The following is a 14,375-nucleotide window of genomic DNA, read 5'->3' as shown; positions in this document are numbered from 1 at the left end:
CCCCCGTTCTGCGGAACGGGGGCCCCGGCTTGTTGCGGCCTTAGTGCGTGTCGGCGGCCTCGACCTCTGACTTATCTTCGCCCCACAGCGTGTGGAAGGTGCCCTCGGCGTCGATCCGGGAATACGTGTGCGCGCCGAACAGGTCACGCAGGCCCTGCGTCAGCGCCGCGGGCAGGCGCTTGCGGCGCAGTCCGTCGTAGTAGGCCAGCGACGAGGAGAAGACCGGTACCGGTATGCCAAGCCCGACGGCGGTTGCCACCACCCGGCGCCATGCCGGCAGTGCGCCTGCGATGGCCTCGCTGAATGCCGGGGCGAACAGCAGGTTGGCGGGCTTATCCTGGGCCGCGTAGGCCGCGGTGATGTCCTTGAGCAGTTCGGCCCGGATGATGCAGCCGCCACGCCACAGGGCGGCTATTTCATCGAGTTTCAGGTCCCAGCCGTACTCCTTCGCGGCTCCGGTCAGCATGTCCAGTCCCTGCGCGTAGCTGACCAGCTTAGAGGCGAACAATGCCTGCCGGACGTCTTCCACGAAATCCTCACCGACGGCGATGCTTTCCTCATGTCCGGCGAGCTTTTGCTGTGCTTCCGCGCGCTGGGCGGCTTGAGAGGACAGGGCACGGGCGAAGACGGACTCGGCAATGCCCGACGTCGGCGACCCGAGTTCGAGCGCGGAAATGACGGTCCAGCGGCCGGTCCCCTTTTGCCCGGCGGCATCGACGACGACGTCGACGAACGGCTTTCCGGTCCGTCCATCCGTGTGGGCGAGCACCTCGGCGGTGATCTCGATCAGGAAGGAGGACAGCGTTCCCTTGTTCCATTCGGTGAAGATCTTGGCCTGCTCGGCCGGCTCGATCCCGGCGCCGGAACGCAGCAGGTCGAAGGCCTCGCCAATGACCTGCATGTCCGCGTATTCAATGCCGTTGTGCACCATTTTCACGAAATGCCCGGCGCCATCGGTGCCAATCCAGGCACAGCACGGCTGGCCGTCCACGTGGGCGGAGATCTTTTCCAGCAGTGGCCCCAGCGCCGCATAAGATTCCTTGGATCCGCCGGGCATGATGGACGGCCCATTGAGCGCACCCTCCTCGCCACCTGAGACACCGATACCCACGAAATGCAGATCCTTTTTGGCCAGCGCCGCCTCGCGGCGGCGGGTGTCCTGGAAATGTGAGTTGCCGGCGTCAATGACAATGTCGCCGGTCTCCAGCAGCGGCACCAGTTGCTCGATGACCGAATCCACCGGTGCACCGGCCTTGACCATGATCAGTACCCGCCGCGGCTTTTCCAGCGACTCCACCAGTTCCTGAAGCGACTCGGTGCGGATGAATTCTCCATCGCCACCGTGTTTGGCCAGCAGCGCGTCCGTCTTTTCCACCGAACGGTTATGCAGGGCCACCGTAAATCCATTGCGGGCCAGGTTCCGGGCGAGGTTGGCTCCCATAACGGCCAGTCCTGTTACGCCGATCTGTGCAGACATCGTTCCTCCATGGTTGATTACCAGCGGTTTCCTCCAGCCTAGCCGGGCGCCGTTGCCGCCGCTGGGAAAGCTCCCCCGCGGGTCTCAATTATGACGAAAGGCCCCGAGGTGATGACTGCGGCCAGCGATCGGGGGTCAGGCGCCGTTTCCCGTTTCGATCCAGGCCATGGGCTGGGGCACCAGGATCTGTTGGATCGCCGGGGCGAGGACCGCGACCAAGTCTTCCGTGTCTGCGGCGACGAGCGTGGGCACTCCGATGATGTTCCGGCTGGTGACGATGCCGACGAGCATTGAGGACGCCAGACCAGCTCGGAGTGCGGCGTCGGCGCCGGCGTTTCCGCGGGTGCCGTCCAGCAGCCGGGACTGGATGAAATCGGCCAGCTGCGCACTCGCCTTTTCGTTGACGATCGCACCGCGCAGCATCGCCATCAGCGGTTCCGAATCTTTGGGCGCTCCCTCCCACGCTCTGAGGTGGGCGCGGACCACCCGTTCGCCGAGATGCTCGTCCGGTCCCTCGAACGCCGTGCTGAACAGCTCGAGGGCGGACGACGGGATGGCCATCACGGCCGCGAAGAGTTCGTCTTTCGAGCCAAAGAACTGCATGACCTGGGATGCGTCCACCTCGGCGTCCGCGGCGATGAGCCTGATCGTGGTGGCGGTGAACCCGTCGGCGGCGAATCGGGTGCGGGCCGCATCGATCACTGCCTGCCGCGTGCTTCCGGGTCCGGGGCGGCGCCCTCGAGCTGTCCCGGGCACTGATTCAATCTGCTCATTCATATCCCCCAATTTATCCCTCACTGGTAATTATCTCAACGTGTGTTGAGTTTAAGGGATCCCGGACGTACGCTTGCAGCACTGCAGGAGCCCATCCGGGGACGAAACAATTAAGAGGAGCCCGCCGTGAGCGATGACCAGAAGATGTTTGTGCCGTCCCACCCGCTGCCGGATGCCAGGACCGGCCTGTTGAGCAAATTCGATCCCGGTACTCGGACTCTGGCGGCGGGATTTCAGATCGCACCTCAGTTCCTGCCGTTGCCGGTCGACATCGTGTTCGAGAAGGACGTCCCTGTCCAGCTGCGGGACGGTATAACGATCCTCGTCGACGTGTTTCGTCCCGCTGGAGCCCAGCAGGTCCCTGTCATTGTGGCTTGGAGCCCGTACGGCAAGGGCCAAGGCACCTCCCTCAGCGTGATGGGTGTGTTCGGCCTGGTCGGCCTGGACAACGGCATCGTCTCAGGGCTGGAAAAGTTCGAAGGTCCCGACCCGGCGTATTGGTGCGCGCAAGGCTATGCAATCTGCAATCCAGATATTCGCGGTGTGGTCGACTCCGAAGGTGACAGCGTGCTGTGGGATCGCCAGGAGGGCCGCGACTGCCACGATCTGATTGAGTGGCTTGCCGGCCAGGAGTGGTGCACCGGCAAGGTCGGAATGAGCGGAACCTCCTACCTCGCGGCCTCGCAGTGGTTCACCGCCGCCGAACAGCCCCCGCAGCTGACGGCGATCAACCCATGGGAGGGCGTGAGTGACGTCTACCGCGACCTGCTGATGCGCGGCGGCATGCCTGACACCGGCTTCGCTCAGCAGCTCCAGGACGGCAGCTTCTTCGGCAAGGGCCAGAAGGAGGACATCATCTCGGAGGCGGAGCGCTTCCCGCTCATGAATGAGCTGTGGGAGAACAAGATCCCGGACTTCAACCGGATCACTGTGCCGGCCTACGTCGTTGCGAGCTACTCCAACACACTGCATACCGCCGGAACGTTCCGCGCCTGGCGCCGCATGGCCTCCGAAGAGAAGTGGCTGCGCGTGCACAACAGCCAGGAGTGGCCCGACTACTACGATGAAGCGAACGTGGAGGACCTGCGCCGCTTTTTCGACCACTACCTCAAAAACGACGACAACGGGTGGGAGCAAACACCCCGTGTCCGCTACTCCATCCTCGACCTCGAGGGCGGCGACCAAGTCCGCGTCGCCGCGGACTCGTTTCCGCCGGCGGAGGTCGTTTCGACGAAGTATTACCTCGACTCGCGGTCACGATCGTTGACCACCGAAGCGCCGGCCGACGGGGTCACAGCAGCCTACGACGTCGATTCCAACCCGAACGCGGTGTCGTTCATCACCCGCTTCGACGAGGAGACGGTGATGATCGGCTATCCGAAGGCGCACCTCTGGGTCGAAGTGCGCGGCGCTGACGACATGGACCTGTTCGTGCTCGTGCAGAAGCTCGATGCATACGGAACGCCGTTGCAGGCGTTCACCGTTCCCAACCAAAGCGCGAGGGTCCACGATCTCACCGATTACGGCGCGACCATCCTGCGGTACAAGGGCTCGGACGGACGCTTGCGTGTTTCAGCCCGCCATCTCGATGAGACGCTGTCGACGGATGACGTGCCCGCCCACAGCTTCGACCGGATCGCGAAGCTCGCACCCGGCGAGATCGCCGACGTTGAAATCGATCTGCTTCCGATCGGCCTTGCCTTCCACCCCGGCGAACAGCTCCGCTTCGTCATCAGCGCCCGAAACCTCCTGGGAACACTGATGCCGGCGATCCGCGGCTACACCGGCGTCAACAGTGGACAGCACGTCATCCACACCGGCGGCGAACATGCTTCGTACCTGCAACTGCCCGTCAAGACCACCTGATCAATCACCCTTTCGGGACAGACGCCGCGTCGAGTGTGGCCAGTGCTTCCCGATCGAGCTGCACATGCCCCGCGGCGACGTTTTCGATGAGGTGCCCAACGCTGCTCGTCCCGGAGATGATCAGAGTGTTGGGCGAATGCGCCAGCTGCCAGGCAAGCCCGACCTGCGAGGGCGTCACCCCCAGCCGTGCCGCGACGTCCTGGACCGCTTGCGCGTCGACGACCTTGGGGAGGGTGCCGTAGCCGCCGCCGAGCGGGAAGTACGGCACCCAAGCGACCCCGTTTGCGGCACAAAGGTTCAGCAGCGGTTCGTCTTCGCGATGAACCAAGTTGTAAATGTTCTGCACGCAGGCGATTCCCAGTGGCAGCGCGGTGCGCAGCTGCTCGACCGTGATGTGACTGAGTCCTACTGCGAGGATCTTGCCCTCGCCCCGCAGGGCAGCCATCTCGGCAAGCTGGTCCTCGAAGGCCACGATCTGGTCACCCGCAGCAAGGAGCCCAGGAGCAAAGTCCATCCGGCGCAGGTTCACGACGTCGATCCGGTCGGTGCCGAGGGTTCGAAGATTGTCCTCCACCGCGGCCCGGAGTTCGGCTGGCTTCTGCGCGGCCGCCAAAGGGATCGCTGCTCCCGGAACTGGTTTTGCTCCCGCCTTGGTGGCGATCACAATGCCTTCGCGCACGTCTGCCAAGCTCTCGTGGAGCAGCTCATTGGCGCGTCCGTCAGCGTAAAACTGCGCGGTGTCGAAGTGTGTGATTCCCAGCTCGAGGCCCGCCGCAGGAGGCTGACCGCTTTGGCCCGGCCATCAGCATTTTCCGCTCGTCGGCTCACCCGACCCATTCCGTATCCGATTCGGGCCGTCGACTTACCGGCGAGCGGGAAGATACCTCCGGGGGCGAGGCGGTCGACGCTCTGGGTGGTTGGATTGCTCATAGTGCAGTTCCTTTCATGACGTCCAGTCAGTTGGGTGTTGTTATATCAACAGGATGGCCCTATGGTGTAGATATGTCAACAGAGATCGGCAGCGGCGTGGAAGCCATGACGGATCCGCTTCTCAGCGACGCGGAACGTCGTTTGTGGTTCGCTTGGAAACGAGCCCACGAGGTTCTTCGGGCACGGGTTTCCGACGAAGTCCGCGCAGCGACTGGATTGTCCGACCCGGACGTCGCGATCCTGATCCATGCGGCCGACGTGGATGGTCCAGTTCGTCAAAACCACCTTGCGACTCTGCTCGGTTGGGACCGAACGCGGCTCTCACATCACCTCTCGCGCATGGAAAAGCGCGGGTTTGTGGAGCGAACGAAGGTGACCGGTGGCGTTGAGGTTCGCCTGACGGACGCCGGCCTAGCGGTGGTCGCCATCGTGCGGCCGATTCATGCGGCGGCGGTCCGGCGGCATCTCATCGAGCCGTTCACCACGGTCCAGGTCAATAATCTTCGCGTGGCCCTCGAACGCATCTCGACCGCCGGCGGCGCCCCGGCGTTCGAGCCGTCGGCGCGGGCGTAGCCCCCTTCAAAGACCCCCACGCGGTGCTCGTGGGTGATGCCCCTGCGAGGGTCCAAGGCCGTTCACACCCAAACCGAACGATCGTTCAGAAAATCAACAATGGCGACTATGATGGGGAGAACTATGAGTTGCTACACATCAGCACTGGAGCTGTTCAGCATCGGCGTGGGACCCTCCAGCTCGCACACCGTTGGGCCCATGCGGGCAGCCCGGCTCTTCGCCGAGCAGCTCAAGACAGCGGACAAGCTTCCCTCCGTCGCCTCAATCACCGTGCATCTGTTCGGTTCCCTTGGCGCCACCGGCATGGGCCATGGCACGCCCGGCGCGATCCTGGCCGGTTTGGCCGGGTACCTGCCCGAAACGGTCGACCCTTCCATTCCCGCCCAGCTCGCGGACACCTTGGCCCACGACTCCGCGCTGGAGCTGCTCGGAAGCCAGCGCGTGGCAATGACGCCGCAAAGCATCATCTTCGAACCGCGGAACGTCCTTCCCCGGCACCCCAATGCCATGCGGATCAGCGCTCTGGACGCCTCCGGTAGCGTGCTGGCCGAGGAAACGTTCTACTCGATCGGCGGTGGGTTCGTCGAAACCGAGTCCGTCCTCGCGGCCACGGCCGACGCGGACAAGACTCGGGCCGCCCCCGCCAAGGTCCTGCCCTATCCCTTCCAGTACTCCAGTGAACTGCTGGCCATCTGTGCGGCGGAAAACATCTCCATCTCGGACGTGGCTTGGGCCAATGAGTGCGCCCTCCGTCCGGAAGAGGAAGTTCGTGCGGGACTGGACGCCATTTGGACCACCATGCGCGGCTGCGTCGAAGCCGGCCTGCAGACCGGCGGCATCCTGCCCGGCGTGCTGCACGCCCGCCGTCGTGCTGCCTCAATTGCCGAGCGGCTTGAACTCGACGGCGCCGAGCGCGAGACTTCATTGGAGTGGCTGCAGGCCTTTGCCATCGCCGTCAACGAGGAAAACGCCGCCGGTGGACGGGTGGTGCGCCGCCGGCATCATTCCCGCGGTGATGCATTATTTCCATCGCTTCATCCCCCAGGATGCGCAGCTCAAAGAGGAAAACATCCGGCGCTTCCTGCTGGTGGCAGCGGCCATCGGCTCGCTGTACAAGGGCAACGCCTCCATTTCCGGTGCCGAGGCCGGGTGTCAAGGCGAAGTGGGGTCCGCCTGCTCGATGGCGGCGGGGGCACTCTGCGAGGTGCTGGGCGGAACACCGGAACAGGCCGAAAACGCGGCCGAGATTGCGATGGAGCACAATCTGGGCCTGACCTGCGATCCGGTGGCCGGGCTGGTGCAGCTGCCCTGCATCGAGCGCAACGCCATCGCGGCGGGCAAAGCGGTGGCCTCCGCACGGATGGCACTCTACGGGGACGGCAAGCATCTCGTGTCGCTGGATACCGTGATCGAAACCATGCGCCAGACTGGCCGGGACATGTCCAGCAAGTATAAGGAAACCTCCGAAGGCGGCCTGGCCGTCAACGTCACCGAATGCTGATGCCGCTCAGAACTTGCTGACTGTGCTCAGAACTTAAGCAGGACCTTGCCGGAAACGGCTGGATCTCCTGCCACCGAGAAGGCTTCCAGTCCCTGTTCCAGCGGAAACTCGTGAGTCACCACGGGATCGGCGTACAACGACCCGTCGGCCAGCGCCGCAATCACGTCGTCAATTTCGTCGTTGAACCGGAACGACCCCAGCAGGTTCAGTTCGCGGGTAATGGCGAGCGAGACCGGCACGGGCTGCGGGCCGGCGGGCAGCAAACCCACCATCACCACCGTGCCGCCGCGCACCGCACCGCTGATGGCCGAGGCCAGACCGTGGTGACTTCCTGATGACTCAAGAACGACGTCGGCCTCCACCTTGGCGATGGCGGACGCGTCAGTGCCACGAAGAACCTCATCAGCACCCACCGCGCGCGCTATCTCCAGCGGCTTGTCATGCATGTCGACGGCGACGATGCGCGCCGCGCCGGCGCGTTTGAGCACGGCGACCGCCAGCGCACCAATGGGGCCGCTGCCGATGACCAGCGCCGTCTTTCCCTTCACCTGACCGGCACGGCCGACGGCGTGCCAGGCGACGCTGGCAGGCTCGGCAAGTGCGGCCCGGCGCAGCCCGAGGCCCTCCGGCAGCGGGCGAAGCATGCGGGTGGGCAGATTGGCATACCGGCTGAAAGCGCCATCCGTGTGCGGGAAGCGGGCGGCACTGCCTAGATAGGTACAGCCGGGGGATAAGTTCGGCCGGTCCAGTGGGTAACGCGCCTCCCCCGGCGCCGGTGATGCCGGATGGACCGCCACCCGGTCCCTCCGCCGGACCAGTGCCATCCAGCGCGGCGCGGGCGACCACGCCCACCACTTCGTGTCCGAGGACCATTGGTGCACGCAGCACCGATTCACCGGCCGCCCCGTGCTTCCAATAGTGCAGGTCCGATCCGCAGATGCCGCCATAGGCAATCTGCACCACGGCCTCGTCGTCGGCCGGGGGCCGGCGCTGCAGGACTTCGATCCGAAGGTCACCGGCACGGTGCGCCACCACTGCGGGCCCGCCGTCCGGCAGATCCGTCCCAGTCGCCGCGCAGCCCGCTGTCCCCGCCATGGAATCCGCCATTCCTAGACCACCACCGTCATGCCGCCGTCGACGAATATGGTCTGTCCATTCACAAACGCCGAGGCGTCCGAGGCCAGCCAGACCGCTGGACCAATCAGATCGGCCATCGTACCCCAACGCGCCGCCGGCGTCCGGCCGATGATCCACGCGTTGAAGTCGGGATCGTCCACCAGATTCTGTGTCATCTCGGTGTGAATGTATCCCGGCGCGATGCCGTTGATCTGCAGTCCCCCGGCGGCCCACTCGGCGGTCATCGCCCTGGTCAGATTCCGCAGCCCGCCCTTCGCGGCAGTGTAAGCGGCGATGGTGGGACGGGCCAGATCCGTCTGCACCGAGCAGATATTGATGATCTTGCCCCGGCCACGGTCCAGCATCCGCCGAGCCGCTTCCCGGCCCACCAGGAAGGCGCTTGTCAGGTTGCCGGTCAGCACCCGGTTCCAGTCTTCGACTGCCAGGTCCAGCATCGGGACCCGGTGCTGGATACCGGCGTTGTTGACCAGAATATCCAGCGGGCCGACGTTTTCCTCGATCCAGCCGATGCCCGCGGCGGCGGCGGCGGCGTCGGTGACATCGAAGGCTAGACTGTGGATCCTGTCGGCCGGAAAATCCGTTCGGAGCGCCTCCGCCGCTGCCGTCAGGCGCTCCTTTTGAAGCCCATTCAGCACCACGGTGGCGCCGGCGTCCGCCAATCCGCGGGCCAGGGCGTTGCCGATTCCGCGGCTGGAACCGGTGACCAGGGCCACCCGTCCGTCCAAGTCAAAAAGTCCGCTCATGCCCCTGCCTCCCGTGGTCAATCCAGCGTTTTTGCTGGCTCATCCGCTGTTCCTTCCAGGTCTGAGCCGCCAATCCTCCCGTTCATTACCCTAATTGTGATTCAGTAGGATGAACATTATGACTCCTGCTCCCCTTACCGTCGCGATTGCGGTTCCCCTTGAGGCGGAGCATGTGGACTGTATCCGCGCCGTTGATCCTTCCGTGCAAGTCCGTTACGAGCCCGCGCTAATACCTCCGGAACGATATCCCGCGGACCACGCCGGCGACCCGGACTTCCAGCGGACGCCGGAGCAGGAAGCGGCGTTCTGGGACATGCTCCGGTCGGCCGACGTCGTCTATGGCTTTCCCGGCGAAAGCGCGGCAGGACTGTCAACCCTGGCCACGGACAACAAAAAGCTTCAGTGGGTCCACGCGATGGCGGCTGGGGCCGGTGGCGCGGTCCGGGCCGCCGGGCTGGACCAGGCAACACTGCAAAGGGTGAAAGTCACGACGTCAGCCGGAGTACATGCCCTGCCTTTGGCGGAGTGGGCACTGCTTGGAGTGCTGAACGGTTTCAAACGGACCACGGAACTGGCCAGGGATCAGCAGCGCCGCCACTGGCCCGTCGTGCGCACCACTACCCGGTTGGTCAGCGGCTCGCATCTGGTTGTGGCCGGCCTGGGGGAAATAGGACTCGAAACGGCGCGTCTGGCCCGGGCCATGGGCATGACCGTAAGCGGAACCAAACGCTACGTTGGCCCCATCGAGGGCATCCGGGAGGTCAGGGACAACGACGGGCTGGCCGAGCTGCTGGCGGACGCCGATGCTGTGGTCAACACGCTGCCCGGAACTCCGTATACCCACCGATTGTTCAACGCCGAGGTCTTCGGTGCCATGAAGCCCGGAACGATTTTCATCAATGTGGGCCGCGGAACCGTCGTGGATGAGGGCGCCCTGCTGGACGCGCTGGACACCGGGCAGATTTCCTATGCCTGCCTGGACGTTTTTGCCGTCGAACCGCTGCCCGCGGACAGCCCGCTCTGGCATCATCCCCAAGTCCTGGTTTCGCCGCATTCGGCAGCCCTGAGCACGGCCGAGAACGGCCTGATTGCCGAGCTGTTCAGCCGCAACCTTCGCATCTTCCTCGATGGTGGCGAGCTTCCGCACCTGGTGGATCCGGTCCACTTCTACTAGGCAACAGCTTCTGTTAGGCATCAGCTTCTGTTAGGAATCAGCGCCGGACTCGCTGCTGCACAACTTTGACCCGGCTGGGTCCCGTTTTACCGGCGTTTCGGCGGAAAAATACAGTGTCGGGGCGGCAGCGCAGATCCTCGCAGGGGGCCTGGTCGTTGGTTTCGTTCGCGGATTCGGCCGGGATGGTGGCCCTGTGGAAATCAATGTTTGGCTTTCCGTCCTTGCCATGTATATTTATCTGTAGGCCTTCCACTGCGGCATCCCCCAATAGTCGCAGTGGAAGGCTTCACACTTTAAACGGCGGCTGACACCGCGGCAGCACCCCGCGGATTCAGCTTGAGCCGGATTCGGGTTGGCGCCCGGTCCGGGTCTGGACCAGGATTCAAAGGGTCGACGCCGTTCGAAGCTTCCAACCGCCGCCCTGTTGGTCCCTCAGCAGCTCCATGGTGGTCAGCCCACTGCGGGCATTGCGTCCCAACCTGGCCTGGACCTGCCACACCTCCACGTCCATGCGTCCCTGTCCCTTGGGCATTCGGTGCTGATTCTCCCACCAGTTCACCCGCTCAAACCACCGCAGCGGTTCGGCTCCCACCAACCATTCACGCCCCGCGCGCCGCACCGCCAAGGGCGCCCCAGCCGCAGTCGTCCGCACCACTATATGTTCCATACCTCGGACACTAGAGTCGGGCACTGACAATATTGGCCACCCGGACGACGCGATGGTTTCAGATTCAGCGAACGACGACGGCGATCTCACCACGCGGGCGGGTAGGTCACTGGAAAACAAGCCCGTAATCTGTGGCAATTCCCAGGGTCGAGGACTATCGTCAAGGAATGAAACAGGATGTGACAGATAATGTGACAAGACATTCCGGGGACATGGTGGATGTCGCTGAAAAATTTGACCTCGCTGTCGCCACGCTGGCCATCGGGCCGAACCGCATTCAACGGCGGCTAGCCGACGCGTACCTGGCACATCTGACAGCGCGGACCTACCCCTCGGGGAGCCTGCCATGCGAGGTGGAAAATCTCCTGGACAGCCTCGATCAGCGCCTGGCCACCGTACCGGCGGCCGCGATGCACAGCGTCTATGAGACCGGGGCGGATCTGCTGACGGACGAGGATGCCACCGAACTGGCGCGCCAGATCCTCGATGCCCGCCACGTCCTCTGGTCCGAATCCGAGGCCCACCCGCGTTAGGCGCGTCCGCCCCCAGCCACGACAAACGCCTCCGTACGGAGACCGAAGTCTGCGAACGGAGGCGTATCTTGTGGGTCCTACCGGGATCGAACCGATGACATCCACGGTGTAAACGTGGCGCTCTACCAGCTGAGCTAAAGACCCAAATGCCGTTGTCTGTGAACCGACTTCCAGCTTCCTGCCTGCCAGCCAACGAAGATCAACTCTACCGGACGCAGCGGCCGGAACGCTAACCGGGGACTGGCAGCGTCGCGCCGTCGGACAAGGCATCGGCCAGGTAGCTCAGGCTCTCGCTGACGCCGGCTTCGAGCTTGATGGTTGCAGTATCATCGCCGCGGGTGGTTCCGCGGTTAATAATGACCACGGATTTGCCCCGTTTGGCCATGTGGCGCGGAAACCGGAGTCCGCTCATCACCGTCAGAGACGAGCCTGCGACGAGCAGGGCATCGGCCGCGTCGACCATGGCGTAGGACCGCGCCACCCGGTCCTTGGGCACACTTTCACCGAAGAACACGAAGTCCGGCTTGAGCATGCCGCCGCACACTTCACACGGCGCCACCACGAACCGCTGCACCAAGGTTCGGTCCAGTTCGGCGTCGGCATCCGGCGCGGCTGCTGCCCCACCTGCCTCCTCGGCAAGGCCAACGAACCCGGGATTGAGCTCCTCCAAGATGCCTGCCAGGTGCTGCCTGCTGAACTGCGTATGGCAATGGAGGCAGATAACTTGGTCAAAGCGTCCATGCAGGTCGACGACGTCCACCGCACCTGCCGCTTCGTGCAGCCGGTCCACGTTCTGGGTGATGATGCCGCTGGTGATGCCATGCCGCTCCATGGCAGCGACCGCCGCATGTCCCGGATTGGGATCTGCCCGGCGCAGATGCTGCCAGCCCAAATGATTCCGGGCCCAATATCTGCGGCGCAATTCGTCACTGCCCGTAAATTGCTGGTAGGTCAGCGGGGTGCGTGGCAGCGAATCAGGTCCCCGGTAGTCCGGAATGCCCGAATCCGTGCTGAGTCCGGCGCCGGTCAGGATGGCAATTTTTTGTCCGGACAGCAGGCGCGCGATGTCCTCCAAGGATTCCTGCTCGGCCGGTGAGGGGGCCGCGGCCTCGGTCACGGCCGCTGCGCTGGCGAACCCGGTGAGGCCGATGCCGACCGGTCCGGCCGTCTCAGCCACGATTCAGAGCTCTGCCAGGGCGGCCCGGTAGCTGGCCAGCGGACGGGCTTGGCCGACGGGTGTGCTGAAGACGCCGCGCAGGATACCGTCGGCATCGATAATGAAGGTGCCGCGTTCAGACATTCCGCGCTCGTCGTTGAACACTCCGTATTGGCGTGCCACCTCGCCGTGCGGCCAAAAGTCCGAAAGCAGGTCGAAGTCCAGATTTTCCGCCTGGGCATACGCCCGCAGGGTGTATTTGCTGTCCACGGAAATCGCCAACACACGGGCTTTGGCCGTGGCGAATTCGGCCGGATTGTCGCGGATTTCGCACATTTCGCCCGTGCAGATGCCGGAAAAAGCGAATGGATAAAAGACGACGACGACGTTCCCGCCGCGCAGCGCTGCCAATGACACCGGCTCGCCAAATTGGTTCGGTAAGGCGAAATCCGGAGCGGGCTGACCCACGACGGGAACTAACGGGCCGGAGGTCATTTGGTCTTACGCGGTACCAGTCGGGTGGCGGCCCAGTCCCTGGAAACGCCGACCGTGGTGGTGGCGTGCAGGCCCGCGGTTGGTGCGGCCTCCTGAATCTCCGCCGGGGCGACATAGCCTTCCCGGCCGGATTTGGGAGTCAGGATCCAAACTACGGCCCCATCTTCCAGTGTGGTCAGCGAATCCACCAGGGCGTCCACCAGGTCGCCGTCGTCGGTACGCCACCAAAGAATGGCCGCATCCGCCACTTCGTGGTCATCTTCGTCCAGGAGTTCGGAACCAATCAGTTCCTCGATGTCATTACGCAGGTCGAAGTCAACGTCCTCGTCGTAACCGAACTCCTGAATCAGATCCCCAGATTTGAAACCCAATTTGCCCGCCACTTTGACTGCAGTGCCGGCGTCGGCCTCGCTCACGTTGTTCCTCCTGCTCCTGACGCTTTCGCGTTCCTGTGGTCAAAGACGCTTCCGCGTTCGTACCTTAAGGCTATCAACTGTTGGGACGGGAAAAGCTAAGACAGCCTCCGCCAGTGATGCCTGCGCACCCGCTGCGCCGCTATCCGGGACGAGTCCCGGGTGCCGCCGTCGTGATTTGCATTACTACCAGCCAACACCCTAACGCTCCCTTCATCAAGCGGACGGGAGCCTTTGGTCCAGTTTGGCCCATATTTGCGCACCGTTCCACCGCGCACGTTCCCTGCGGTGCCAAAACCCCTCCGTGGGAGTCCCGCGGAGGGGTTTTGACCGGCTACGCACTGCGGTGGATCGCGGACTAGAGTGTTGTGGACGCCCCCAGCCACCGCTGCCGGCGGGAAACCCAAGGTTTCTAAACACACTGCTTTCAAGACACACTGCTTTTAAGAGAGGTTGGACGTGGCTGCAGGAGAAGAGAACTCCCACATCCTCAGCGGGTTGACAGACCAGCTGCCTGACAGGGATCCGGAAGAGACCGCCGAATGGATGGAGTCCCTGGATGCGCTGATCCGTGGCCAGGGCACCGAACGCGCTCAATTCATTATGCGGTCCCTGCTGCAGCGCGCCGGGGCGCAGAGCGTGGGCGTGCCGATGGTGACCACCACCGACTACGTCAACACCATCCCGGCCGACCAGGAACCGCAGTTCCCCGGCGATGAAGAGACGGAACGCAAATACCGTGCCTGGCTGCGCTGGAATGCCGCGGTCATGGTGCACCGGGCGCAGCGCCCGGACATCGGCGTGGGCGGGCACATCTCCACCTACGCCGGCGCGGCGACGCTGTACGAGGTCGGCTTCAACCACTTCTTCCGCGGCAAGGACCACCCCGGCGGCGGGGACCAGATCTTCTTCCAGGGCCACGCCTCCCCCGGAATG

At 64.1% G+C, this 14,375-nt stretch carries 12 protein-coding genes, 1 tRNA gene and 3 pseudogenes; 6 read left to right on the top strand and 10 right to left on the bottom strand.

Annotated features, from left to right (window positions below):
• Positions 1-40 precede the first annotated feature (40 nt).
• Both gndA and IV498_RS17255 read right to left on the bottom strand, forming a co-directional pair.
• Positions 41-1,477: an NADP-dependent phosphogluconate dehydrogenase gene (gndA, locus tag IV498_RS17260; protein WP_269048319.1), complete on the bottom strand. Its 1,437-nt coding sequence runs from the start codon at positions 1,475-1,477 to the stop codon at positions 41-43.
• 135 nt (positions 1,478-1,612) lie between these two features.
• Positions 1,613-2,254: a TetR/AcrR family transcriptional regulator gene (locus tag IV498_RS17255; RefSeq protein ID WP_269048318.1), complete on the bottom strand. Its 642-nt coding sequence runs from the start codon at positions 2,252-2,254 to the stop codon at positions 1,613-1,615.
• A gap of 123 nt (positions 2,255-2,377) precedes the next feature.
• Between IV498_RS17255 and IV498_RS17250 the strand changes: the two genes are divergently transcribed.
• Positions 2,378-4,117 carry a CocE/NonD family hydrolase gene (locus IV498_RS17250; RefSeq protein WP_269048317.1) on the top strand — a complete coding sequence of 580 codons (1,740 nt, stop codon included), beginning with the start codon at positions 2,378-2,380 and terminating at the stop codon, positions 4,115-4,117.
• 4 nt (positions 4,118-4,121) lie between these two features.
• Here IV498_RS17250 and IV498_RS17245 read toward each other — a convergent pair whose 3' ends face one another.
• Complete coding sequence (locus IV498_RS17245; RefSeq protein WP_269048320.1) at positions 4,122-4,871, bottom strand: aldo/keto reductase; 750 nt, start codon at positions 4,869-4,871, stop codon at positions 4,122-4,124.
• A 248-nt stretch (positions 4,872-5,119) separates the two neighbouring features.
• On the opposite strand from IV498_RS17245, the gene IV498_RS17240 reads away from it, so the two are divergent.
• Both IV498_RS17240 and IV498_RS17235 read left to right on the top strand, forming a co-directional pair.
• Entirely contained in the window at positions 5,120-5,620 is a 501-nt protein-coding gene (locus IV498_RS17240; RefSeq protein WP_269048316.1) for a MarR family winged helix-turn-helix transcriptional regulator, read from the top strand.
• 123 nt (positions 5,621-5,743) lie between these two features.
• Positions 5,744-7,121: pseudogene (locus tag IV498_RS17235) on the top strand (L-serine ammonia-lyase).
• A 26-nt stretch (positions 7,122-7,147) separates the two neighbouring features.
• On the opposite strand, the pseudogene IV498_RS17230 reads toward IV498_RS17235, so the two are convergent.
• Positions 7,148-8,228: pseudogene (locus IV498_RS17230) on the bottom strand (L-idonate 5-dehydrogenase).
• Positions 8,229-8,230: 2 nt separating this feature from the next.
• Complete coding sequence (locus IV498_RS17225) at positions 8,231-9,001, bottom strand: SDR family oxidoreductase (RefSeq protein ID WP_269048315.1); 771 nt, start codon at positions 8,999-9,001, stop codon at positions 8,231-8,233.
• Positions 9,002-9,119: 118 nt separating this feature from the next.
• Here IV498_RS17225 and IV498_RS17220 point away from each other — a divergent pair, with 118 nt between their 5' ends.
• Positions 9,120-10,175, top strand: a complete 1,056-nt coding sequence (locus IV498_RS17220; protein ID WP_269048314.1) for a D-2-hydroxyacid dehydrogenase — start codon at positions 9,120-9,122, stop codon at positions 10,173-10,175.
• Between the two features lie 382 nt (positions 10,176-10,557).
• Here IV498_RS17220 and IV498_RS17215 read toward each other — a convergent pair whose 3' ends face one another.
• Positions 10,558-10,842: a hypothetical protein gene (locus tag IV498_RS17215; RefSeq protein WP_269048313.1), complete on the bottom strand. Its 285-nt coding sequence runs from the start codon at positions 10,840-10,842 to the stop codon at positions 10,558-10,560.
• A gap of 179 nt (positions 10,843-11,021) precedes the next feature.
• Here IV498_RS17215 and IV498_RS17210 point away from each other — a divergent pair, with 179 nt between their 5' ends.
• On the top strand, positions 11,022-11,375 hold the full coding sequence (locus IV498_RS17210; protein WP_269048312.1) for a hypothetical protein: 354 nt from the start codon (positions 11,022-11,024) through the stop codon (positions 11,373-11,375).
• A 71-nt stretch (positions 11,376-11,446) separates the two neighbouring features.
• Here the strand turns inward: IV498_RS17210 and IV498_RS17205 are convergent.
• The 4 genes from IV498_RS17205 to IV498_RS17190 all read right to left on the bottom strand — a co-directional run bounded on the left by IV498_RS17205 (position 11,447) and on the right by IV498_RS17190 (position 13,442).
• A tRNA-Val gene (locus tag IV498_RS17205) sits at positions 11,447-11,519 on the bottom strand.
• An 85-nt stretch (positions 11,520-11,604) separates the two neighbouring features.
• On the bottom strand, positions 11,605-12,552 hold the full coding sequence (locus IV498_RS17200; protein ID WP_269048311.1) for an NAD-dependent protein deacetylase: 948 nt from the start codon (positions 12,550-12,552) through the stop codon (positions 11,605-11,607).
• A 3-nt stretch (positions 12,553-12,555) separates the two neighbouring features.
• Positions 12,556-13,026, bottom strand: a complete 471-nt coding sequence (locus IV498_RS17195) for a peroxiredoxin (RefSeq protein WP_269048310.1) — start codon at positions 13,024-13,026, stop codon at positions 12,556-12,558.
• Entirely contained in the window at positions 13,023-13,442 is a 420-nt protein-coding gene (locus tag IV498_RS17190) for a DUF3052 domain-containing protein (protein WP_269048309.1), read from the bottom strand. The genes IV498_RS17195 and IV498_RS17190 overlap by 4 nt, the downstream gene beginning before the upstream one ends.
• A 456-nt stretch (positions 13,443-13,898) precedes the next feature.
• Between IV498_RS17190 and IV498_RS17185 the strand changes: the two are divergent.
• A pseudogene (locus tag IV498_RS17185) lies at positions 13,899-14,375 on the top strand (pyruvate dehydrogenase (acetyl-transferring), homodimeric type); the annotation flags it as partial.

Origin of the sequence: Paenarthrobacter sp. Z7-10 (assembly GCF_026932795.1) — a bacterium.
Lineage (GTDB): Bacteria > Actinomycetota > Actinomycetes > Actinomycetales > Micrococcaceae > Arthrobacter_M.
This window is presented reverse-complemented; position numbering and strand designations above follow the sequence as displayed.

Excerpts from the sequence above, each read along its gene's own strand:
- IV498_RS17220 (WP_269048314.1), top strand. The coding sequence starts at position 9,120 with ATGACTCCTGCTCCCCTTACCGTCGCGATTGCGGTTCCCCTTGAGGCG.
- IV498_RS17215 (WP_269048313.1), bottom strand. The coding sequence starts at position 10,842 with ATGGAACATATAGTGGTGCGGACGACTGCGGCTGGGGCGCCCTTGGCG.
- IV498_RS17225 (WP_269048315.1), bottom strand. The coding sequence starts at position 9,001 with ATGAGCGGACTTTTTGACTTGGACGGACGGGTGGCCCTGGTCACCGGT.
- IV498_RS17195 (WP_269048310.1), bottom strand. The coding sequence starts at position 13,026 with ATGACCTCCGGCCCGTTAGTTCCCGTCGTGGGTCAGCCCGCTCCGGAT.
- gndA (WP_269048319.1), bottom strand. The coding sequence starts at position 1,477 with ATGTCTGCACAGATCGGCGTAACAGGACTGGCCGTTATGGGAGCCAAC.
- IV498_RS17255 (WP_269048318.1), bottom strand. The coding sequence starts at position 2,254 with ATGAATGAGCAGATTGAATCAGTGCCCGGGACAGCTCGAGGGCGCCGC.
- IV498_RS17240 (WP_269048316.1), top strand. The coding sequence starts at position 5,120 with ATGTCAACAGAGATCGGCAGCGGCGTGGAAGCCATGACGGATCCGCTT.